This is a genomic window from Shewanella aegiceratis (assembly GCF_019457495.1).
GTDB classification, from domain to species: Bacteria; Pseudomonadota; Gammaproteobacteria; order Enterobacterales; family Shewanellaceae; genus Shewanella; species Shewanella loihica.
Window position 1 is genome coordinate 2,763,027 of record NZ_CP080416.1, and the last position, 23,277, is coordinate 2,786,303.

The 23,277-nt window shown below is 54.2% G+C and carries 17 protein-coding genes; 9 read left to right on the forward strand and 8 right to left on the reverse strand.

Going from position 1 to position 23,277, the window contains the following annotated elements:
* The first annotated feature begins 13 nt into the window (after positions 1-13).
* From pta to K0H80_RS12240, 3 genes are all read left to right on the forward strand, one after another.
* Positions 14-2,152: a phosphate acetyltransferase gene (gene pta / locus K0H80_RS12230; protein ID WP_220071757.1), complete on the forward strand. Its 2,139-nt coding sequence runs from the start codon at positions 14-16 to the stop codon at positions 2,150-2,152.
* A gap of 327 nt (positions 2,153-2,479) precedes the next feature.
* Entirely contained in the window at positions 2,480-2,911 is a 432-nt protein-coding gene (locus tag K0H80_RS12235) for a hypothetical protein (protein ID WP_011866192.1), read from the forward strand.
* Between the two features lie 763 nt (positions 2,912-3,674).
* Positions 3,675-3,899: a hypothetical protein gene (locus K0H80_RS12240; protein WP_011866193.1), complete on the forward strand. Its 225-nt coding sequence runs from the start codon at positions 3,675-3,677 to the stop codon at positions 3,897-3,899.
* Between the two features lie 74 nt (positions 3,900-3,973).
* Here K0H80_RS12240 and K0H80_RS12245 read toward each other — a convergent pair whose 3' ends face one another.
* Both K0H80_RS12245 and K0H80_RS12250 read right to left on the reverse strand, forming a co-directional pair.
* On the reverse strand, positions 3,974-4,897 hold the full coding sequence (locus tag K0H80_RS12245; RefSeq protein ID WP_220071758.1) for a class I SAM-dependent methyltransferase: 924 nt from the start codon (positions 4,895-4,897) through the stop codon (positions 3,974-3,976).
* A gap of 63 nt (positions 4,898-4,960) precedes the next feature.
* Positions 4,961-6,130 (reverse strand): AI-2E family transporter, encoded by a 1,170-nt coding sequence (locus tag K0H80_RS12250; protein ID WP_220071759.1) that lies wholly within the window; start codon positions 6,128-6,130, stop codon positions 4,961-4,963.
* A 75-nt stretch (positions 6,131-6,205) separates the two neighbouring features.
* Between K0H80_RS12250 and folX the strand changes: the two genes are divergently transcribed.
* Both folX and K0H80_RS12260 read left to right on the forward strand, forming a co-directional pair.
* Complete coding sequence (gene folX / locus K0H80_RS12255; RefSeq protein WP_011866196.1) at positions 6,206-6,571, forward strand: dihydroneopterin triphosphate 2'-epimerase; 366 nt, start codon at positions 6,206-6,208, stop codon at positions 6,569-6,571.
* Positions 6,572-6,667: 96 nt separating this feature from the next.
* Positions 6,668-7,597 (forward strand): TIGR01777 family oxidoreductase, encoded by a 930-nt coding sequence (locus tag K0H80_RS12260; protein ID WP_220071760.1) that lies wholly within the window; start codon positions 6,668-6,670, stop codon positions 7,595-7,597.
* A 105-nt stretch (positions 7,598-7,702) separates the two neighbouring features.
* Here the strand turns inward: K0H80_RS12260 and K0H80_RS12265 are convergent, their stop codons facing one another.
* Together K0H80_RS12265 and K0H80_RS12270 are read right to left on the reverse strand one after the other, a co-directional pair.
* On the reverse strand, positions 7,703-10,153 hold the full coding sequence (locus K0H80_RS12265) for an ABC transporter permease (protein ID WP_220071761.1): 2,451 nt from the start codon (positions 10,151-10,153) through the stop codon (positions 7,703-7,705).
* Positions 10,153-10,893 (reverse strand): ABC transporter ATP-binding protein, encoded by a 741-nt coding sequence (locus K0H80_RS12270; protein WP_220071762.1) that lies wholly within the window; start codon positions 10,891-10,893, stop codon positions 10,153-10,155. The genes K0H80_RS12265 and K0H80_RS12270 overlap by 1 nt, the downstream gene beginning before the upstream one ends.
* A gap of 34 nt (positions 10,894-10,927) precedes the next feature.
* Between K0H80_RS12270 and K0H80_RS12275 the strand changes: the two genes are divergently transcribed.
* The 3 genes from K0H80_RS12275 to K0H80_RS12285 all read left to right on the forward strand — a co-directional run bounded on the left by K0H80_RS12275 (position 10,928) and on the right by K0H80_RS12285 (position 16,012).
* Positions 10,928-11,521, forward strand: coding sequence for an arylesterase (locus K0H80_RS12275; protein ID WP_220071763.1), 594 nt, complete (start codon positions 10,928-10,930; stop codon positions 11,519-11,521).
* Positions 11,522-12,072: 551 nt separating this feature from the next.
* A complete protein-coding gene (locus K0H80_RS12280) occupies positions 12,073-14,724 on the forward strand; it encodes a parallel beta-helix domain-containing protein (protein WP_220071764.1) in 2,652 nt (883 codons plus the stop codon).
* Between the two features lie 52 nt (positions 14,725-14,776).
* Positions 14,777-16,012, forward strand: a complete 1,236-nt coding sequence (locus K0H80_RS12285; RefSeq protein WP_220071765.1) for an SO2930 family diheme c-type cytochrome — start codon at positions 14,777-14,779, stop codon at positions 16,010-16,012.
* Here K0H80_RS12285 and K0H80_RS12290 read toward each other — a convergent pair.
* The 3 genes from K0H80_RS12290 to K0H80_RS12300 form a co-directional block, all read right to left on the reverse strand.
* Positions 16,009-17,022 carry a helix-turn-helix transcriptional regulator gene (locus K0H80_RS12290; protein WP_220071766.1) on the reverse strand — a complete coding sequence of 338 codons (1,014 nt, stop codon included), beginning with the start codon at positions 17,020-17,022 and terminating at the stop codon, positions 16,009-16,011. The genes K0H80_RS12285 and K0H80_RS12290 overlap by 4 nt on opposite strands.
* Positions 17,023-17,160: 138 nt before the next feature.
* Positions 17,161-18,192 (reverse strand): protease SohB, encoded by a 1,032-nt coding sequence (sohB, locus tag K0H80_RS12295; protein WP_220071767.1) that lies wholly within the window; start codon positions 18,190-18,192, stop codon positions 17,161-17,163.
* 128 nt (positions 18,193-18,320) lie between these two features.
* Positions 18,321-20,807 (reverse strand): VolA/Pla-1 family phospholipase, encoded by a 2,487-nt coding sequence (locus K0H80_RS12300; protein ID WP_220071768.1) that lies wholly within the window; start codon positions 20,805-20,807, stop codon positions 18,321-18,323.
* 260 nt (positions 20,808-21,067) lie between these two features.
* Between K0H80_RS12300 and K0H80_RS12305 the strand changes: the two genes are divergently transcribed.
* Entirely contained in the window at positions 21,068-21,805 is a 738-nt protein-coding gene (locus tag K0H80_RS12305; RefSeq protein WP_011866206.1) for a YciK family oxidoreductase, read from the forward strand.
* 187 nt (positions 21,806-21,992) lie between these two features.
* Here the strand turns inward: K0H80_RS12305 and fabB are convergent, their stop codons facing one another.
* Positions 21,993-23,204, reverse strand: a complete 1,212-nt coding sequence (gene fabB / locus K0H80_RS12310; protein WP_011866207.1) for a beta-ketoacyl-ACP synthase I — start codon at positions 23,202-23,204, stop codon at positions 21,993-21,995.
* Positions 23,205-23,277: the final 73 nt, after the last annotated feature.

The following is a 23,277-nucleotide window of genomic DNA, read 5'->3' on the forward strand; positions in this document are numbered from 1 at the left end:
ATAAGAGGTAACTATGTCTCGCAATATTATGCTCATCCCCAATGGTACCGGCGTCGGCCTGACTTCTATCAGTCTAGGCATGGTACGCGCGCTGGAGCGCCACGGGGTAAAGGTGAGATTCTTCAAGCCTATCGCCCAGCAGCGCCCAACCGATAAGGGCCCTGAGCGTTCGACCACCATCCTAAGCAAGTCGCCGACGGTTAATCCGCTCGAGCCCTTCGACATGGCTCACGCCGAGCACTTGATCCGCACCGATCAGACTGATGTCTTGATGGAGCAGATCATCGCCCGCGCAACCGAGTGTGCCGACCCAAGCGAGACTCTGATCGTCGAAGGTCTGGTGCAAACCCGCAACCACCCTTTCTCTGATGACATCAACTATGAGATCGCCAAGGCACTGGATGCAGACATCATCTTCGTCGCCGCGCCGGGTAACGAAACCCCGACTGCCTTGATGAATCGTCTCGAGATCGCCCACAACGCTTGGGGTGGCAGCAAGAACAAACGCCTCATCGGCGCCATCATCAACAAGATTGGTGCCCCGGTAGACGATGAAGGCCGTGCCCGCCCGGATCTGTCAGAGGTGTTCGATCACCAGGATGTGCAGCGTCCAGACGCCGCTAGCATGTTCCAGCTTCCAGGTAAGAGCAAGTTACGTATCTTAGGTAGCGTGCCATATAACCTGAATCTGGTCGCCCCACGCGCCTCAGATTTGGCCAAGCACTTGAGTGCCCGCATCATCAACGCCGGTGAGATGAATACCCGTCGTCTGCGCAAGGTCACCTTCTGCGCCCGCAGTATTCCTAACATGGTTACCCACATCAAGACAGACTCTCTGCTAGTGACCTCGGGCGACCGCTCGGACGTGATCGTCTCTGCCTGTCTGGCGGCGATGAACGGCGTCAAGGTGGGTGCACTGCTACTGACAGGTAGCTACGAGCCAGAGCCTGAGATCATGGCCCTGTGTGAGCAAGCCTTCGAGACAGGCCTGCCGGTATTCTTGATCGACACCAACACCTGGCAGACCTCGCTCAACATCCAGCGCTTCGACCATGAGGTGCCTGTGGATGATGCCGTGCGTATCGAAGAGGTGCAGGAATATGTTGCCAGCCATATCGACCAGAGCTGGGTAGAAAGCGTCACCATGAACTCACCGCGTGAGCACAGACTGTCGCCACCAGCGTTCCGCTACAAGCTCACCGAACTTGCCCGCGCTGCGGCCAAGACAGTGGTTCTGCCTGAGGGTGACGAACCAAGAACCATCGAGGCGGCCGCCATCTGCGCCGAGCGTGGTATCGCCCGCTGTGTGCTTATTGGTAACCGTGAAGAGATCCAGCGTATCGCCAGCCAACAGGGGGTAACCCTGGGCGAAGGCGTTGAAATCATCGAGCCTGAAACCGCTCGTGAGCGCTATGTTGCGCCTATGGTTGAACTGCGTCGCCACAAAGGCATGACAGAAGTGGTCGCCCGTGAGCAGCTTGAAGACAACATGGTACTGGGTACCATGATGTTGGCCCAGGGTGAAGTCGACGGTATCGTCTCTGGTGCGGTAAACACCACCGCCAACACCATACGTCCGCCACTACAGCTGATCAAGACGGCGCCGGGTTCTAGCCTGGTTTCCTCTATCTTCTTCATGCTGATGCCGGATCAGGTACTGGTTTATGGTGACTGTGCCATCAACCCAGATCCAAACGCCGAGCAGCTGGCGGATATTGCCATTCAGTCGGCAGACAGCGCCGCCGCCTTCGGCATCGAGCCTAAGGTTGCTATGATCAGCTACTCAACTGGTAGCTCAGGCACAGGTTCAGACGTCGATAAGGTGCGTGAAGCAACCCGTATCGCCAAGGAGAAACGCCCTGAGCTGGTGATCGACGGTCCACTGCAATACGACGCCGCCGTGATGCCAAACGTGGCTCAGTCTAAGGCGCCTAACAGCCCTGTGGCCGGTCAGGCAACCGTGTTCGTCTTCCCAGATCTGAACACAGGTAACACCACCTACAAGGCGGTTCAGCGTAGTGCGGACCTGATCAGTATCGGCCCTATGCTGCAGGGTATGCGCAAGCCGGTTAACGATCTGTCTCGTGGCGCCCTGGTCGACGACATCGTCTACACCATCGCCCTAACGGCGATTCAAGCCTCACAGAACTAATCTATACTCGCCGTAAGATCGAAAAAGCCTGTCACGAGACAGGCTTTTTTTATACAGGAACGGTTTGGCAAGATTAAAAAATATTCAGAGATGCACAATGCGTCAAAAAATGACCACACAAATTTACCAATTAAGTTCAGTCACTTAAGAGTTATGCATCGACTCTTCAACATACTTGTCCACAGATTCTGTGGATAACCGTAACAATTTGTTCATTCAGATATGCCAGCCCAGCTCCTAAGAGTCAAGTACTTTCGACTGACGCGCCCCGCTTGCCAAGGCTTTAGAGAATCGCGATACTAGGTCAAAGACTTTCAATTAAACCCTATGAAAAAATTACTCTTTATCTTCATTTTATTCTTAACGGCATGCAGCCCAGACTCGGAAACCGTGTCGGGCGTCATGACACCTGAGCAGGTCTCATTAGGATTCTTTCGTGCCATCTATGTCGACAGAGATGTCGAGAAGGCCAAGCAGTTTGTCGACGAGCCGATGCAGAAGGTGTTGTCGCACTACTACATCGCCGCCTCGGTGCAGCGCCACGTGTTAAACCTTTCCATGCGCGATGTGACCCTGGAGATCGAAGAGATAGATATCGACTTCTTCCGCAAATTTACCAAGGATGTCACGGTGATCGTCAAAATGACGGGACTCAAGGGCGGCCAACCTTGGATAGACGATCGCACCATACGCCTGCACAAGGTCAATAAACGCTGGGTGATAGTGGAAATTCTGCCGGAGAAAGGCAACCTCAACTAAGCACTAGTCTCTTCATGCGTTAGTCTCTTCAAGCGCTAATATCAACAAATGCTAGTCTCGACAGAAGTGGCCGATGCCAGGCTTCTAACTTTAGAGACCTAGGTTTAGAGGCCTAGCTTTGGAGGCCTCGCTTTAGAGATCGAGCTTAGAGGCCGAGCCTACAAAAACACGGCCGATCATGTCGCCCATAAAGCGGCATAAGAAAGAAACAAACCTACCGACCACAAAAAAGAGCAGCCCTAGGGCTGCTCTTTCTGTCTGAAGACTCCCAACTTAACGCACCCAGTCAGACTCAGCACTTAAGTGAAAATTCAGTTTGGATATTTCCTTAATCCAAAAACGCTTCGTCATCCATCTCAACGGGTAATGACTCAATTACTTCATCTTGTACTTGGTAATAAGCGCTCTCGTATTCACGGGCTTCCATAACAACTCCAGATTTTTGTGTAGGGTACAGGCATGCTTTTTTATTGGTGCATTTTGCCTTGGGTATAAGCTGCAACTATCTGCTAACTCATGGGCGCTAGTGTAACACTAAAAAAGTGAGACTTACAGAAAACTTTCAGTATTGTGGCCACATTTAGCAAAAAAACGCCTAAAAGTGTCAATATTCAATGGTCAGGGTGAAAGTCTTTCATTTTTTTACTGCTGCGAAAACTAAAAAACATTTTCTTTACAATAAAACGATCTAATGACTCAAATGAGAACTGCTATCAATTAATTAATAGCGAATCGTTTGCGCAAGCAGGAGTGAGGTGATGCAATGAACACGCTGATCGAATTTGAGGCCCAAAGGCTAGCCGACCTGTTTACGCAGGGAGACACCTTATCTATCCACCTATTCATGGACTCAATGTCCATGCCCTTCGACGTACAAGAGAAACTGTTTAACGAAATTTCGGCATTAAAAAATCTGGACCACCAACAGATAGCCCAGGTCATCGAATCTCACGGTCAGTCCTTGATTCAGGAACTCTACCGCTACTAACTCTACCCCTACAAACTAGAGGCTCATGGCTTTAATAGATCTGGCCATGAGCGCGGCTCATTAGCCCTTAAAGCCTATTCTGATTCTGCTTGGCGCTGACGATAGCGCAGCACCTTCAACGCCTTGTCGGGATCTTTATCTAGAAACACCTCGGGATTAGCCAGCTGCTCGACAAACTCCAGCGTCGGACTCTGCTCTGCCACCTGCTGTTTGAGAAAATCTATGCCAAGCTCGGGCGCGTTGAGACACAGCAGGACTTCGCCCTTTGGCGCCAACAACTGAGGCAGGCGGCGCAGCAGGCGCGCATAATCCTTAGTCGCCACGAAGCTGCCGCGCTGATTACTCGGCGGATCGGCGATGATGAGATCATAAGGCCCCATCTTGGTTAGCTTGCCCCAAGACTTGAAGATATCGTGCCCCAAGAAGCGTGCACCATGGGGGAACTCGTTGAGCAGATGGTTCTGCTTGCCTATGGCTAACGCCCCCTTGCTCATGTCGATATTGACCACCTGATCCGCACCGCCCTGTAGCGCCATCACAGAGAAGCCGCAGGTATAGGCAAACAGGTTGAGCACATTGGCCTGGGCGGCATTAGCCTTCACCCAGGCGCGCCCGGCGCGCATATCGAGAAACAGGCCATGGTTTTGCCCGCGCAGCAGATGGATCTGAAAACGCGCCCCGTTTTCACTCACCAGATGTGGCTCGGGCACCTCACCATATAGCAGATGGGTCTGGGTCTGCCCAGCGCATCTGAGCTGGAATACCAGGTTAAAGCCCTGCTCTCCCTGCTCTTCTCTCCAACGCGCCTGAATCGCCTGAGTCAGCTCCTCAAGCGCCGCCTCATCGATCTCTTTGAAACTGGTGAGCAGGAGCACAGGGGGAAACCAGTCGAGACACAGATGCTCGGCGCCCTCATAACGACCACCACGGCCATGAAACAACCGCTCGGCCTCATCAGAGAATTGCACCTGCTGTATTGCTTGCTTAAATGACTCCATCTAACGCTATTTACCTATTACTTTATGCTTTAACTAATGCTATTTGCTTTATCGAATAATGAACTACTTTTCCGCGTCGGCTTGTTCGCCGGCATCGGTTTGTTTGCTGGCCTTGCCACTTACCTGAGCATCGGCGTTAACCTGTACCTCAGCGTTAACCTGTACCTCGGCATTAACCTGTGCATCGGCGTTAACCAGGGTCTCATCGACGCGATCGGCCAGCAAGATGGCCAGCCAACCACCACTCTGACTCGACTCCAGCGCTATCTTGACGATCATGGTCAGCGGCACAGAGAGCAACATGCCCACAGAACCCAGCAGCCAGCCCCAGAAGATCAAGGAGAGGAACACCACCAGAGTCGAGAGTCCCAGGCCGCGTCCCATATATTTGGGCTCGACGATGTTACCCATCACGGTATTGGTCGCCAGATAGAGCAGCGCCGTGCCCCCCGCCCCGGCAGGGCCCAGTTGAATAAAGGCCAGCAGCACAGGCGGAATCGCGGCGATGATAGAGCCTATGTTGGGGATATAGTTAAACAGAAAGGCGACAACGGCCCAGAGCAAGGCGTAATCGACGCCCATCAGCGCCAACCCCGTCCCGACCACCACGCCGGTCCCCACGCTCACCAACGTCTTGATCACCATATATTGGTTTACCGACTGCAGGAACTTGTCTATCTGCTTGATGCGCATGTCAGGATCGTCCAGCGCGAAATGCAGCTTCTTGGGCAAGTCCTGGGCCTCAAACAACATAAACACTACGGTCAGAATGATCAGAAACAGGTTAGCCATCACGCCACCGACACTGGACAACATGTTGGTGGTCATCGACAGCGCAATACCCGGGTCGAAATAGGCCAAGATCTGCTCCTTGGAGACCTCGATATTCAGCGCCTGTAACTTGGTCAATACCCAGGAAAACTGCTCCACCAGCTGATCCCTATAAAGGGGCAACTGACGGGAAAATTCGTTGATTGAGCTCCCCACCAAGGAGGCCAGCCAGAGCCCCATCAGCACGATAAATACCATCATGATGGCCACCGCCAATGCGCGGGGCAGCTTAAGGCGGGTCATGCCATTGATTGCCGGGTTGCAGATCACCGCAATAAAGGCCGACAACACAAAGGGAACCACGATAGGGCTGGCGGCTTTTATCCCTGCCAAAATCACGACGATAAACGCCATGATGGCAAAACCTTTAAACGCGACCCCCTGATTATCAAATCGAGTCATCTAAATAAAGTCCTTCTGAATTACCCATAATATTGATAGGCTTAACTTAAATCTTACACAAGAAAAATTACGATCATGAAACCAGAAATCGCCATCATTCGAATTAAAAATCTCCGTCTTCGTACCTACATTGGCATCAAGGAAGATGAGATCAACAACAAACAGGACGTCACCATCAACGCAGAAATCCATTACTGCGCCGCTAAGGCCCGTAACAGCGACAACATGCAAGACGCCCTGAATTATCGCACGATAACGAAAAAAATCATTGCTTTAGTTGAAAACAATCGCTTCTCACTGCTCGAACACCTCACGGATCAGGTGTTAAGCATTGCCAGCGATCATGAATGGGTCGATTTCGCCTCGGTCGAGATAGACAAGCCCCACGCCCTGAGATTTGCCGATTCGGTCTCGATGCAGCTCTGCTACCAAAAGGGCTAAGCCTCACCCATTCCCTAATTACCTGCCGCCTAAAAGTGATCCGAATCCCTCGCTATGGTGTATATTTTTGATATCCCCTAAAAAATTGGAGTCGGCATGCGGATTTTGATCACCGGCGGAACCGGATTCATAGGCAAGGCCTTGGTGAAGGCCTTGGAAGGCGAACATCAACTCACCTTGCTCACCCGCTCGGCCGGCAAGGCCCATCTCACCCTTGGTAACCAACACAAGTTACTGGGTAACCTTGGCGCCCTAGCCAATCTCGACGGCTTCGATGCCGTCATCAACCTGGCGGGTGAACCCATTGCCGATAAGCGCTGGAGCCTGGAGGTAAAGCAGAAGATCTGCGACAGTCGTTGGGATACCACAGCGCGTTTGGCCAAACTCTTCGAGGCCAGCAAGACACCGCCTAAGGTCTTCATCAGCGGCTCTGCCATCGGCATCTATGGCGATCATGACAAGCAAGTGCACCTGGATGAGAGTTTCGATCTCGCCCACTTCAAAGACACAGGCAAAGAGGAGAAATTCCCCCATAGCGTCTGCGCCAAGTGGGAAGAGTTAGCCCTGCAGTGCCAGGGGCTGAGCAGGGTCTGTGTGATTCGTATTGGCCTGGTGCTAGGTTTAAACGGCGGCGCACTGAAGAAGATGTTGCTGCCCTTCAAGCTGGGCGCTGGCGGCGTGGTGGGCTCTGGCAAACAGGGGATGAGCTGGATCCACAGAGAAGATCTTATCGCCATCATACTGTTTCTGTTAAATAACGAGCAGTGCCAGGGGATCTATAACGCCACCGCCCCTAACCCGGTCAGTAATCGCGAATTTACCAACTCTTTGGGCACCGCACTGAGCCGCCCAACTCTGCTGCCCATGCCTGCCTCTGTCCTAAGTCTGGCTCTAGGTGAGATGTCTCAGCTCTTGTTGGAAGGCCAATATGTCTACCCCGATCGGCTAACCCAAGAGGGCTTTAGTTTTCATTACACCCATCTGGATGACGCGCTGACAAATCTATTTGGCGCCTCCACAAGCTAAAGTCTTCCCCTCGAGCCTTAAAGGCTTAAACCTTGAGCCTTGAACTTTGAACTTTGAACCAGCGGCGCGCTAACCACTCGCGCCGCTCTTCTCTTTTACTTCCCGTTAACCTTGCAGGAGTTGTCGGCAGGACTTCTGCAGCAGCTGACGACAACGCCAGGTGCCCAGCAGCGCAACGATGGCCGCACCAGCAAGCGGCGCTAACAGCCACCAATCCCAATGCATATAGACCACCAGCTCAAACACCTGAGTCTTCAGCAGATAGATGGTGAACTCGGCCACTATGGCGGCCAGCAAGCCGGCGATAAGCCCTAGCAGGGCAAACTCCAGTGCCGTGGCCATTCGCAGCAACCAACCCGATGCGCCGAAGGTGCGCAGCACCGCCAGCTCGCGCTGACGCGTCGCCATTCCCGCCTCGGTCTGCGCTATCATCACCAGACTGCTGGCCAGCAGTACCAACACCAACACCAGGGTCAGCGACAGAGAGACCTGATCGATGATCTGCCTAAGTTGCTTCACCATGGCGCCAACATCTATGATGGATACCGTGGGGAAGCGTTTGATCAACTCGATCACCAAAGGTCGCTTGCTATCGTCCAGATAGAAACTTGCCATTGAGGTATAGGCAAAGGGGGCTAAGGCGTCGGGGTGGAAGATCATGAAGAAGTTAGGCTGCATCGTCTCCCAGTGTACGGCGCGAATGCTGGCCACTTTTACGGTCAGCGGCTGGTTATCTATCACATAGCTCAGCTCATCCCCGAGCCCAATACCGAGACGCTCGGCCACGCCTGACTCCACCGACACCTCATCGGCCTTTTGGTTAAAGTGACCCGATAGCAGCTCGTTATTAGGCGGCAGAGAGGTCCGCCAGGTCAGATTCAGCTCACGGGAAATCCCTACTCGGCCTTGGGCCCCCTCATCGGCCTGCTCGGCAGAGATCAGCGTCTCGCCATTGATCGCCACCAGACGGCCACGGATCACAGGATAGATATCGGTTGCCTTGACGCGATTGTCGCTGAAGTAGGCCTCCAGCGGCGCCTGCTCCTCGGGCGCTATGTTGACCAGGAAGTAGTTGGGCGACTGTTCGGGCAGCTGTTTATGCCACTCATCGAGCAGGTCTTGCCTAAGCGCTATGATGGTCAGCAGTAACACCAGGGCGCTACTAAAGCCCACAAGCTGCACCGCGTTTTGCCTGGCGCGGCGTCTGAGCCCCGCCAAGGCCAGCTGCATCGGATTGGTGGTCTTCATGCCTACGCTGTGACCGGCGCGGATCAACAAGAAACCAAACAGACTCAGCAAGACACCGAGCAACATGACGGCAGCAACTACAGTCAAGGTAAGTACTAGACTCTGTGAATAGAGATACCCAAGCAGTGCCATCGCCGATAGACTAAGCACCAGGTGCAGCCACATCCCCAGCTGGATCCCCTCCAGCTGGCGCTGCAACACCCTCAGGGGCGGAATAGCCAGCAGCCTCATCAGCGGATAGGCCGAGAACATGAAGGCCGAGATAAGCCCGGTGGCGACCCCTAAGGCGATAGGCCTAAACAGCGGCGGCGAATACGCCGAAATAGATGCCGGCAGATAGGCGCTGATCAACGTATCGAGCAGGAAACCGCCTATGAGCCCCAACGCGATACCCGCAAGGGTTACTAAAAGTAGATGCAGGCCAAAGAGAATGCGGATCTGCCGACTCGATGCACCGAAGGTCTTGAGCATGGCCACCACGTCGAAATGGCGCTGACAGTAGCGCTGCGCGGCGATCCCTAAGGCGGCGCAGGCAAGCGCTATCCCCAGCAGGCTGGCGAGCAGCAAGAAGCGCTCGGCCCGTTTGACCGCGCCGGCGATTGGCGAGTCCCCCGACTGCACATCGACCCAGCGCTGACTGTTGTTGAGCAGCGGCTTAACTTCGGCCTCGAAGGCCTTGAGCTGGTCAGGCTCTCCAGCGAACTGATGGATATAGCTCACCCGGCTGCCCGGCTGAATCACTCCCGTCTTGGGCACATCTTGCAGACGCATCAGCACCACAGGCGATGAAGCGAAGGGATTAAAGCCCGCATCGGGCAGCCTGGCTATCTCGGCGCTCAGGCTGAAGTTGGCATTACCTAGCTCGAGCTGCTTAGGGTAACCCAAGATCCCACCCAGGCGGGTCTCGTACCAGATCTGATCCGCCTTGGGCAGCTTATCGGTCGGGCCATCGCTCAGCTCTATCACCCCTTTTAAGGGGTAGCCGTCGCCGACCGCCCTTACCGTCACCAGCTGAAAGGCATCACCTGCATAAGCCATAGAGTTAAACTGCATGCTGGCAACGTGTCTGAGCCCCAGTGCGTCGGCCTTGGCTAAGATCTTTTCGTCCAGCGGAACCGGCGAGTTAATGATGCGATCGGCGGCGATAAACTTAGAGGCCTGACCGTTAATGGCAAGCTGCAGGCGCTCGCTCACCCGCGCAAGACCAGATACCGACAATACAGCAAGGGTGATCGCCAAAATGATGAGTAAGAGCTGCCCCTGTAGCAGCTCTCGTTTAAACAACTTCCATGCGATGCGAGACTCCATTAACTCGCCTCCGCTGCGCTCGAACGGGCCATCTCTTGCTCGCCGCTGTTGTCAGTTTCGCTCATCACCTCACTCAACTGCCCCGCCTGCATGTTCAGGCGGCGCTGACAACGATTGGCCAGCTGGAGATCATGGGTCACCAGTACCAAGGTGGTGTCACTCTCGCGGTTGAGCTCAAACAGCATGTCCGCCACCCTGTCGCTGTTGGCCCCATCCAGGTTTCCCGTCGGCTCGTCGGCAAACAGCACCTTAGGCTCACAGATGAAGGCCCTGGCGATGGCAACACGCTGCTGCTCGCCGCCCGACAGCTGGTTGGGGAAATGGTTGAGTCTGTGGCTTAATCCCACTCGCTCTAACATCTGCTGCGCCTTCTGCTTGGCGTTACCGATCCCAGACAGCTCGGCCGGTAGCATAACGTTCTCCAGGGCGTTGAGGGTATCGACCAGCATGAAAGACTGAAAGATAAAGCTGACTTTCTGTTTACGCAGTGCGGCCTTGCCTTCCTCATCCAAACCATTGAGGGTCACGCCATCAAGGACTATCTCCCCCTTGCTGGGCGAGTCGAGCGCCGCCAGCAGTCCGAGCAGAGTCGACTTGCCCGAGCCAGAGGGGCCAAGAATCGCCACACTCTCCCCCGACTTGACATCCAGATTGATGCCATTGAGGATAGTAAGCTCTCCCTCTTGGGTAGTTACCGATTTATAGAGATCACTGACCTTGATAGCACTATTTTCTAACATAAATTCCTTCTCGCTTCGTCGCTTAAGCCGTTTTGTGCAAGCCACTTGCCTGCTTGTCATATTCTTGATCCCCCAGGCCCATGCTAACCCGATATTGATCTTAGGTGATAGCCTAAGCGCAAGCTACGGCATGGAACAAGACAAGGGCTGGGTGCATCTTTTGCAGCAGCAATCCCCCGATGTCACCATAATCAATGGCTCGGTCAGCGGCGAAACCTCGGCGGGCGGTCTGCGCCGACTGCCCGCCCTGCTTGACTCGACCAAGGCCAAGCGGGTCTTTATCGAGCTCGGCGGCAACGACGGCCTGCGCGGATTTTCGCCTAAGCAATTGAAAAATAATCTTACAAAAATGATACTGCTCGCCAAGGACTCAGGCGCCGAGGTGCTGCTCAGCGAGGTAATGGTGCCGCCCAACTATGGTCCGCGTTACGCCAAACAATTTACCCAGGTCTATCAGGAGCTATCGAGCGAGCAAGGGGTCACCTTAGTGCCCTTCTTCATGACAGAGATAGCCATTCATCCCGAGCTGATGCAGGCCGACGGCATACACCCCAACGAGGAGGCGCAGCCACAGATTGTCAGCTTTATTCGCCCTTGGCTTATCGATACGCAGCAACCGAGTGAATAGGATCACCTCGGGCACGCATTTGGGCAGGCTATCCCGGTATGCACACCTGTTTGCCCGAGTGATTTATTCTTACGCCAAGTGCTGACAGTTCCCCCTGACTGTAGGCTTGGCTTTCCCCTTCCTGTTGTGCACCAACCTGCGCCCAGATGTCTCCAAGGCCCTGCTTGCTCAAGCCCGTGCTAATTCTTACGCCTCTGCCTATCCGTGCCTCGCCACGATTTACCGCAAACGGCTTACGCCCATGCCACCAAGCTCTAAGCTCTAAGCCCTACGCCCCAAGCAACGGCCCTAAAGCTAACGGTTTAGGCTCCCTATCAGGCTTGAACGCCAAAATCAACTCCTCCTACCAGTTGAGTGTGGTAAATTTTACCGTTTGATAAATCGCACACCTCACTGTTTTCCCTCAATTTTATCTCAAACACTTGTTTAATAAATGTACTAAGCCACTGACTGTTACGGATGTTAATGATTTGTTGGCCGGATTTCACATTGCTTATCTAGTACGCCAGTGCAATCTAGAGTGGGAATAATAACAATAAGTAGGAGATACTATGTTCAACAAGATGCCTTCATGGCTGCTCCCAAGTCTAGTGGCCAGTGCAGTGGCCCTCTCCATCACCGCCTGTTCCTCTGATGATGAAGATACCCCTAACGTCGAGACACCACCTGTTACCACCACACCAACGGATCCCGGCCCAAGCTTTCCGGTCGGTGCCATCATCATCGAAGATGGTGAGAACCTGACCACCCGCATTCAGGAAGCCCTGATCAACGCCCAGAGCAATGATGTGATCGTGCTGCCTAAGGGACACTTTAAGATAGAGTCTACTCTGCTGTTTGACGGTGACGTGGATGGTGACGGTGCCTATGCCAAGAACATCACTATCATGGGCTACGGCATGGAAGAGACTGTGCTGGACTTCTCCGAGTCGATCACCGGCGATGGTATCTTCGTGCAGAACGCCGTTAACATCACTATCCAGGATCTGTCGGTCAATGAGGCCAAGAACAACGGCATCAAGCTGAAAAACACCAACGGCATCATCTTGAGACGCCTGGCCACCGTATGGGAAGGTGCGCTGGATGAAGATAACGGCGCCTACGGCCTCTATCCGGTGGAGTGTGAAAACATCCTCATCGAAGACACCTATGTGCGCGGCAGCGCCGATGCCGGTATCTATGTGGGTCAGTCTGAGTACATAGTGGTTCGCCGCAACATCGCCAAGGAAAACGTCGCCGGTATCGAGATTGAAAACTCTAAATACGCCGACGTCTACGACAACGAAGCCATGGGCAACACAGGCGGCATCCTGGTATTCGATCTGCCGATCAACAACCACAGATATGGCTCCAGCGTGCGTATCTTCAACAACAAGGTGTATAACAACAATACCCCTAACTTCGCCAACGCCTCCTCTAACCCTGCCGGAGTGCATATCGTGCCGCCGGGCACAGGGGTGATCATCCTCTCCACCAACGATGTGGAGATCTTCAACAACGAGATCACCGGCCACGACACCTTAGGTGTGACCGTCTCCAGCTTCTTCATCGCCGAGCCGGATATGACCAGCTTTGTGGGCAACTATGGCCAGCCGGGCCAGCCCATTGAAGATGGCTGGCGCCCGACACCGCGCAACATCTATCTACATGACAACGTCATCACAGACTATGGCAAGAAGCCTAATGGCTATCTGATTGAAGATATCATCAAGGCCTACCTCCTGAGCCACGGCGCCTTCCCGGGGATCCTCTACGATGGCCTGGGTGAGATGCTCTCCAACAACGGCACCGCCGCCTACCTGGGGCTTAAGGAGTTGCCTTTTGCCGATGATGGCAGCGACAACATCTGTGCCCGGGATAACGGCGATGTCTCCTTCGGTCGTCTCTATGCCAACAACAACACAGATATCAGCATCGCCGACGTCCTCTATGAGAAGACCCAGGATAAGATCATGAACTGTGCCCAGGTCAGTTTGCCTGTGCATACTGTCACCTTTGGCGATCAGATCTTCGGCTGCGGCGTGGATGACGATGTCGAGGGCTGTGACGGCGGTAACCTGGTCGGTGGTGGCGGCACCATAGGCGAAGGTGAAGGCGGCCTGGTGGGCGATGGTGACCTTAGCCTGTGTAGCACCACCACCCCGGGCGTAAATTGGGATGCCCTGCTGGGCGCCAACTGCCCTAACCTCTCAAACTATCAGCTGTTTGCCGACACCAAGGATCCGAGCACTGGGGCGAACTCAGGCGGTATTCCTTACGATCTCAACACTCAGCTGTTTACCGACTATGCCAGCAAGTATCGCTTCGTCTTCGTGCCAGAGGGCAAGGTAGCCAACTACTCGGCCAACGAGAGCATGGACTTCCCGGTCGGTACTGTGATCACTAAGACCTTCGCCCTGCCTAGCGACACCAGCAAGCGCGGTGTGGCCAACGAGACACTGGTCGAGACCCGACTGTTGATCAAGCGCGCCACAGGTTGGTCGGCCCTGCCCTATGTGTTTAACGCAGAGCAGACAGATGCGGTACTGGCCAAGGCCGGTGCCATCCAGGCCAAGCAGGTGATTCACAACGGCAAGACGCTGGACTTCGACTATGTGGTCCCCAGCATGAACCAGTGTAAGCAGTGTCACCAGTTTAAGAGTGATGATGCAAGTAACGCGGTATTCGTGCCCATAGGCCCTAAGGCGCGTCATCTGAACAAGGACTACGCCTATAGCGACGGCACCATAAATCAGCTGATGAAGTGGCAGGCCGCCGGTATCTTGCAGGGCGTGCCAGACACGGCAAGCATCCCCACAGTGCCCGCCTTCCACGATGGCGATGAGGCCAAGGTAGCAGCCATGACAGACGCCGAGCTGATGCAAACCGCCAAGGGCTACCTGGATATCAACTGCGCTCACTGTCACCGCCCAGAAGGCAACGCCTCTAACACAGGCCTGAAGCTGGAGTACTGGCGTACCTACGAGGAGGACAGCGGTTATTCTCACGGTACCTGTAAGTCGCCAATCGCCTATGGCGGTGGCTCGCTGAGCTACGATGTGGTGCCGGGCTCGAGCGAGACCTCTATCCTGCACTTCCGTATGGATAGCACGACACCTGGCGATCGCATGCCAGAGATAGGTCGCAGCCTGTCCCACACCGAAGGCACGGCATTGATTGCCGAGTGGATCAAGCGATTACCGCTGGCCACCTGCTCTCAATAATCCCAACCCAAGGGCCGCCATCTGGCGGCCCTTTTTCTCACGAGCCGAAACTATGTTAACCAGCCCAGTAAAAGGTTTGCTGCCGCTTTCGAGCCCAGTTTTATTAGCTCTCTTGCTGCTATGCCTCACGGCCTGCGGCGGCAGCGATGACTCCTCGACCAATCCAACAGGCACAGACACCAACCAGCCTGGCACACCTGTGACCCCGCCGACGGGCGGCACAGATCCCTCTACGGATATCTGCGATAGCCAGGAGGGGGAGATCAACTGGCAGGCGCTGATGGAGCAAGATTGTCAGCTTCTGTCCCAATATCGGCTATTTCAGCAGCCTGATAAACCAACCACAGCTCCTAATGGCCCAGGTTTTAGCTACGAACTCTCCAGCCAGCTATTTACCGACTACGCCCATAAATACCGTTTCATCTTCCTGCCCGATGGCAGCCAAATCGACTATCACCCGAGCGATACCTTCAACCTACCGGTAGGCGCTGTGCTGGTTAAAACCTTTGCCCTGCCGAGCGACACCCAGCTCACAGATGAAGCCAACGAGACCTTGGTCGAGACCCGGCTGCTTATCCACCGCGAGAGCGGCTGGACGGCGCTGCCCTATCTCTGGCAAGGCGGCGAGGCGCGCCTCGCCGTTGCTGGCGCCAATCAGGCCCACAGCCTGACGCGTCAAGGCGAGCAACTGGAGTTCACCTACCATGTGCCCAGCCGGGCAGAATGTAAGGTGTGCCATCAACGCGCTGGTGACAATGGCGCCCAGATCTATCCCATAGGCCTCAAGCCCTACCTGCTAAACCATGAAGTATTAGTCGATAATCAGACGGTGAATCAGCTCAAGCATTGGCGCGACCAGGGGCGCTTAAACGGCTTACCAGTGGGCGGCGCCCCAGATTCGGCGCCGGCGATCACAGATGGGAGCGGCGAACTGACCATTAGAGCCAAGGGATATTTGGATATCAACTGCGCCCACTGTCACAGGGCCGAAGGCTTTGCCAGCATCTCGGGGCTGCGCCTGGGTTTCTATGTGGATCATACCAGCTATCAATATGGGATCTGTAAGCAGCCACCTGGCTGGGACGGCGGCGAGAAGGGGCTCTCCTACGACATCATCCCCGGAGATAGCGAGCACTCCATCTTGCTCTATCGCCAGATACTTGATGCCCCCAAAGATCGCATGCCGCCTATTGGCCGAAGCCTGAGTCATGTGGAGGCGTTGACCGTGCTACAAAGCTGGATAGATAGCCTGTCGCCAAGTTTAGGCAACTGCCAACATGCAGGCTAGATCTTGCGAATAAACTGGCCTGGCGGCAAGCCAAGCCAGTGCTTGAAGCTCTGGCGGAAATGGCTCACATCGCCGAACCCCATGATGTCGGCGATATCCACTATGCTCTTGTCGCCCTGAACGATGAGGCCGATAGCCGTCTGACAGCGCACCTGATCCACCAGCTTCTGATAGCTGGTGCCGGCACTCGCTAGGTGTCGTCTCAAGGTGCGATCACTCATGTTGAGTCTCAGCGCCATCGACTCCAGCTTAGGGTTATTGGGAAAATCCTGGTTTAGGATGGCCAGCACCTTCTCGATCAAGGAGGTGTCATGCAGGGCCTGCTCATCAAGTTGTAGTAGGGAGAAGTCATACACAACAGGCAGCGAAAGCATTTCATGGGAGATGGCCCACTCGAAGAACTCGCCGTCGAAACCAACATCTGCCTGGCAAAAGGCCGCCAGGAACTCACTGTCATGGGCCGGAGTGGCCAGCTGCACCCGCTCGAGTGTCACCATCTCCCCCGTGAGCTGACGCGCCAGGGCTAACATGGAGCAGACGCTGTTTTGAAACTGCAGGCTGAAATAGGGCGCCGAGATCTTCGCCGTATTGAGCCAGCGAAAATAGAGGCATCGCTCGCCATGGCTCACCAGGGTATCGGAGACGCTGCCCACCAGCTCGGGATGGGCGATAACAAACTCAAGGCACTCTCCTAAGGTCTGACACTTGGCCAGATAGGGCCAGATAAGCGCCAGCTCTTCCACTTTGTAGGTCTCGCCGAGCCGCGCACCTATCTGAGGGTCATCGGCTAAGTTCCCCAAAAAGGCCATGGCGTAATCCACCTGCCAGACATAGACAAAGTTTAACTTGGCCAGCTCATTAAGCCCCAGGCCTATCTCCTGACATAGCTGCTCGGCATGATGCTCGCCGTAACGCTCGGCCAGGAAATGAACCAGGCTTCTCAGTTCATAGGCGGGATAAGATTGATCGCCAACTTTTAATGTCGCCTGATAGCGGGTATTACTCGTCATCTCATCATTACAACATCCAAGGATAATAGTATTTTGTATAAGATTTTAGAGACGAGTAAAAGCCCAGCAGGGATAAAAAGTTACAAATATGTAAAAACCCGCCGAGGGCGGGTTTTTATCCGGTGAAAGTCACACCCCTTAGTTAAGGGGTTGATTCTTTTCTGCCAAGCGATTGAACACGGCATTGACCGCCTGTGAGGCGCTATGGGCAAACTTGTCGGCGATCTTCTTCTTCAGCTGATAGCGAACCTTGATCACCGTCTTCTCTTCGGCAAGCTTCATCACCACATCGTCACTGGTAGAGAGGCCATCGACCAAGCCAAGATCCAGCGCCTGTTGACCATACCAGTGCTCACCGGTCGCCACCTTGGCGATGTCCAATGTAGGACGATACTTGCTGATAAAGGCTTTAAACAGTACATGGGTCTCTTCCAGCTCTTCCTGGAACTTCTGTCTTCCTTCGTCGGTGTTTTCACCAAACAGGGTCAGGGTACGCTTGAAGTCACCGGCGGTGTGCTGCTCATAATCGATATCATGCTTCTTCAGCAGACGATTGAAGTTAGGGATCTGCGCGACCACGCCGATAGAACCTACGATGGCAAAAGGCGCAGCATAGATGGTATTGGCTACACAGGCCATCATATAGCCACCGCTCGCGGCCACCTTGTCGACACAGATGGTCAGTGGGATCTCCGCGCTTCGCAGTCTGTCGAGCTGGCTCGCCGCCAAGCCATAGCCATGTACCATGCCGCCGCCACTCTCGACATTGACAACCACTTCGTCGCCTTGCTCGGCAATGGCCAGGATGGCGCTGATCTCTTCTCGCAGTGACGCCACCTCATGGGCATCTATGCTGCCCTTGAAGTCGATAACAAATACACGAGGTGTAGGCGCGGCTTCGCCATCGGCCTTCTCTGCCTTCTCCTTGGCTTTTGCCTCGGCCTTGAGGCCCTTCTCGTAGGCCTTAAACTGCTTCTTGCTCAGCAGTTCTTCCTTCAAGTCGTGTTTGAGTGCCTTAAGATCTTCAGACACATTGGTCAGCTTAAGCTCACCCTTATCGGCCTTCTGCTTCACCGCCGAGGCCAGCACCAGCACCACAACGGCGACGATAGCCACCACTATGGTGACGGCTTTTGCCAGAAAGAGTCCATACTCGTACAAAAATTCCAAAATTCAGCTCCGTGATCAGGCCTTTAAAATCTGGCCGCTATTCTATCAGCCCTGAGGGCAATAACAAATCCAGCCATAAAAAAACCCAGCCAGGCTGGGTTTTTATTTAGTCCTTTTTGGATTTAGGCTTAGTTAGCTGGCACCGCGCAAGGCTGAATCACTGAATCATCCTGCACCAGTACGCTTGCCTGGCCCTTACCCGCAGTCAGGGCAAACGCGGCAACTTGCTGCTGCATCTCAACTGTAGCTGCGGCGGCGCTACCATCTGTCACACCAGGAACCTCACTTGGGCTAATCAGCGAGCTGTGATGACCTTTGCTAAAGCGCACGGCGCCAGAGCCAACTGTCGTGGTATCTATACACTCAAGACCCAGGTTGGCAATCAGCGGCTCGGTACCCGCCACAGGGAACTTGTCTACGCGATTCGGCAGTACCTGATCCCCTAAGTTGCTGCCATCTCCCACGACTTCAATCAGATGTACAGGCAGGCCAGTCGATTTAAGCGTCGCTGCATGGTTGATAGGATCCGCACCATCTACCGCCGTTTGTACCGCGAAGGCGAAGGTTGGAATGAACTCGGCGTACACAGTCTGAACCAGGGCCGCATACTCAGGCGTACCAGGCTCATAACCGGCAACGTTAGCCTCATCCACCAATGCCTTGAAGGTATCGCTGGCGGTCACGTTTTCAAACAGCAGCGGGCCGAAGGTGGCAGAGCCGATGAAGGTGCCCGACAAGCCGCCAGTTGGCGCAACCAGAGAAACCGCATTGAGCTTATGCACATAGCTAAGGTCTGCGCCGTTAGCCGGATGGCTCAGGCCAGAGTTAGCATAGGTAGCAAAGTCGGTACCGACGATGGCGCCAAGGCTCAGGCCCTGTGCGCTGATCTTGGTGATATCGAACATCTGCGGCATCTGCGCGGCGGCCAAGCCACCGGCAAGCCCTGTGAGGGCGGCGCGAAGCGCTAGATGGTCAACCGTTGCCTGTCTGAAGTTATCACGTACCGCCAGAGTGCTCGCTATGTTAACAAACACCAAGGGGTTACCGTTTTGGAACGCATCAGGGTTACCTATCACAGCGCCAAATGCTGGATCTGAAGCCGATACCTCATAGATGCCGTCACCGTTAGCGTCGAATGAGCGAGCGCCGTGCAGCGGCATATCGATGGCGATAGTGGCAACCCCCATGGCAGCATAACTACCGGCATAGGCCAGTGACATCTCTTTACCGCCGCCCAGGCCATGCATGGCGATGGTAGTCGGCCAACCACCCGTTGGCGGGGTAAAAGGTAATCCCTGAGAGGCGTAGAACTGCGCCAGACGCTCGGCGTTTGGCATAGAGATCAACACAGGAACCTTCTCTGCACCGGTTGGTGCAGGGATAGGGTTGAACTTAGTCAGGTGCTTGGCCTTATCGGCCGGTGTGCCATCATCAAGTAGCCAGGTCTTACCCGCTAACAGGGCAGGATCGGCCAGACCCGCTGCGGGGTCGATACCGTGCGCCACGGCCTGAGCGCCGTAATTTTGCTGACTCAGGGTACCCGATTGCAGGGCTAACAATACGGCTACAGGGCTGTCGCCCAGCGCATGCCAGTTACCGTTAATGCCATTACACATCACAGAGTTACAGGCGCCATAAGTAGGCAGGGTCAGTTCAGCAACATAAACATCGGCCAGGCTAGAGACCACATAGGCCACGCCATCGGCAGGAGTCAGGCCAGCCGCCTGAGCGACGGTGATCCCCAGCGGATGCGGTTGAGGCACAGAGATAGACGGCGCAAAAGGTGTGCCCTCTTGCAGCATCAGTAACTTAGTCGTCTCATAGACATCGCTGATCGCCTGGGTAGTAAACAGGCCCGCATAGCTGATAGTCGCGCTATCTACACCGTGAGCAGCAGCCATGCCCTTCTCATAACTGTTCACCAGCGTTTGCAGCATCAGCTGATCTGGCGTCTGCAGCGGCTTGGTCTCGATATCGAGTTTCAGCGTGGCATAGGTGGTCGACGGCGCAATAGAACGGCCAGCCGAGTCTTGAATCAGGTCTGTGGTCGCATACACATAAGATTGGCCCGCCTTAAGTGGCTTAAGCGGTACGATAGCGATAGTGTTGCCCGAGGCGCTAGCAACAAAATCAACGCCAAACTGAAGCTCGTTGCCTATCTTACAGGCTGACACAGATGGCGCAGACTGACACTCGGGATCCGATGATAGCGGACCACCTACAGTGGCTTCGAACATGCGCACCGCGCCAGGCTGGGCCACAGAGGCAGCCGCCAGCGTCAGCATGGTACCGTCATGGTCGGTAGCAGGTTCAACCGTGATAGAGATGGGAGAGGTGGTAGACCAACCGTCCAGTGCGCCCAGCGCCATCTGAGGGTCGGTGTAATCGCTTGAGCCGTCAGCTTTTTCGCCCGGCATGGTCAAGGTACCGTCGGTGGTGCCACTAAAGAGTAGATCGTTGGGTAATGGTACCTTGCTGTTAGCAGGATCGAATACCATGTGTGAAAGAGGGATTAGCGGCTCAGTCTTCTCTGCGAGTTGATCGACGCTATCTTCGCTACAACCAGCCATTCCCAATGCGGATGCAATTGCGACACCCAAAAAGAGTCTTTTCATCTTTTTTCCCCAAATCTTGTTGTAATAATTTTGTTTTCCCCAAAAATTGGTCACAATAGTCTTCCTTGTGTGACCAATAGGACTTTTAGTGTCCTTATGGCTACTCAAGTTAACGCAAAATTATTGAGTTAGCTACAATTTTGTCACACACAAACAACAGAACGATGGTCATTAATCAGTCATTTGTTTTAAACATTCGTTTCAGGCTCAAATAAATCATAGAAATGGCGGGGAATTCCGCTAACAGGAAAAATTGACTCATGTTGGAATATCAGGCAGCAAAAGATTTACTTAAAGATAAAACGATACTGGTCACAGGCGCCGGAGATGGTATTGGCCGCGCCGCTGCTCTGGCCTACGCTGAACATGGTGCCACGGTGATCTTACTGGGCAAGACAGTCAAGAAACTGGAAGCCGTCTATGATGAGATAGAACAGGCCGGCTACCCTACCCCCGCTATCGTGCCACTCGATCTCAAGGGCGCCACAGAGCAAAACTACCAGGACATGGCCGAAACCATAGAGCAGCAGTTTGGTCACCTCGACGGCCTGCTGCACAACGCCAGCCTCTTGGGTGTACTGGGCCCGTTCGAACATATCTCGATGGATTCGGTAAAAGAAGTACTACAGGTTAACCTGGTCGCAGAGATCATGATGACCAAGGCGCTGCTTCCCGTGATGAAGAAAGCTCCTGCAGCCTCTATCCTGTTCACCTCCAGCAGCGTTGGCCGTCAGGGACGCGCCTTCTGGGGCGAGTATGCCATCTCAAAATTTGCCACCGAAGGCATGATGCAGTCTCTGGCCCACGAATATGAAGACAGCAACCTGAGAGTCAACAGCATCAATCCAGGCGCCACCCGCACCAAGATGCGCGCCAATGCCTACCCGGCAGAGAACCCACAGGATCTCAAGGCGCCAGAAGAGATCATGGCGACCTATCTCTACCTCATGGGTGACGATGCTAAGGGCGTCACGGGCCAGCAGTTTAACGCTCAGTAGTTTAAGACTCAGTAGTTTAAGACTCAGTAGTTTAAGCCACGGTAGTTTAAAGCTCAGTCATCAAAAACACGCCCGTATTTATGGGCGTGTTTCACTTTTTATCAGTAAGATGACCAGCAGAAGCTAGGCACAAAAAAGGGAAGCATCTGCTTCCCTTTTCTAATAACTGTCAAAAACAGCTGAGCAATTACTTGTACTTGCGCATGACCAGGGTAGCGTTTGTGCCACCGAAGCCGAAGCTGTTGCTCATGATAGTGTTAAGCTCGGCATCGCGATATTCGGTCACGATAGGCATACCTTGGGCCTTCTCGTCGAGAGTATCTATGTTGATGCTCGGTGCGATGAAGCTGTTCTCCATCATGATCAGACTGTAGATCGCCTCATGCACACCCGCGGCGCCCAGAGCGTGACCAGTCAAAGACTTGGTCGATGCGATAGCAGGCAGGTTGTCACCGAAGGTTTCGGCCAAGGCTTCCAACTCGCGCATGTCGCCAACAGGCGTTGAAGTACCATGGGTGTTGATGTAGTCGATTGGTGTGTCTACACCTTCGAGGGCCATCTTCATGCAACGCACCGCGCCTTCACCCGATGGTGCAACCATGTCGTAACCATCTGAAGAAGCGCCGTAACCGATCACTTCGGCATAGATCTTAGCGCCGCGAGCGAGCGCATGCTCAAGCTCTTCGACAACCACGATCCCGCCGCCACCAGAGATAACGAAACCATCACGGTCCGCATCATAGGTACGAGAAGCCTTCTCAGGGCAGTCGTTATACTTAGTCGATAGTGCGCCCATGGCGTCGAAGCCCATGGTCAGGGTCCAATCCACCTCTTCGGCACCACCGGCGAAGACCATGTCTTGCTTACCCATCTGAATGAGTTCCACCGCATGGCCGATACAGTGAGCACTGGTGGCACAAGCCGAACTGATTGAGTAGTTCATGCCCTTGATCTTAAAAGGCGTAGCCAAACAGGCACTGGCCGTGCTCGACATGATGCGTGGCACGATATAAGGACCAACGCGCTTCACACCTTTCTCACGCAGGGTATCGGCAGCCTGAACCTGGTTAGCCGATGACGCGCCGCCAGTACCGGCGATAATACCGACGCGGTGATTTGAATATTGTTCTTCGGTGAGGCCAGCATCGGCTATCGCTTGCTCCATGGCAATATAAGCGTATGCGGCTGCATCACCCATAAAACGTAATGCTTTACGGTCGATATGTTCTTTAGGGTCTAACTTAATGTCGCCCCAAACATGGCTACGAAGCTTCATTTCTTCAAACTGATCTGAGTGGGTAATACCACTGCGACCCGCTTTGAGTGACTCGGTGACTTCTTGCTTGTTGTTACCGATACTTGACACTATGCCAAGGCCGGTGATCACGACTCTTTTCATTATTTACTATCCATTCCGTACGTCTAGTACCAATTTAGCTGCGCCAATAGTATCGCTTTTACTGCATTTAAGT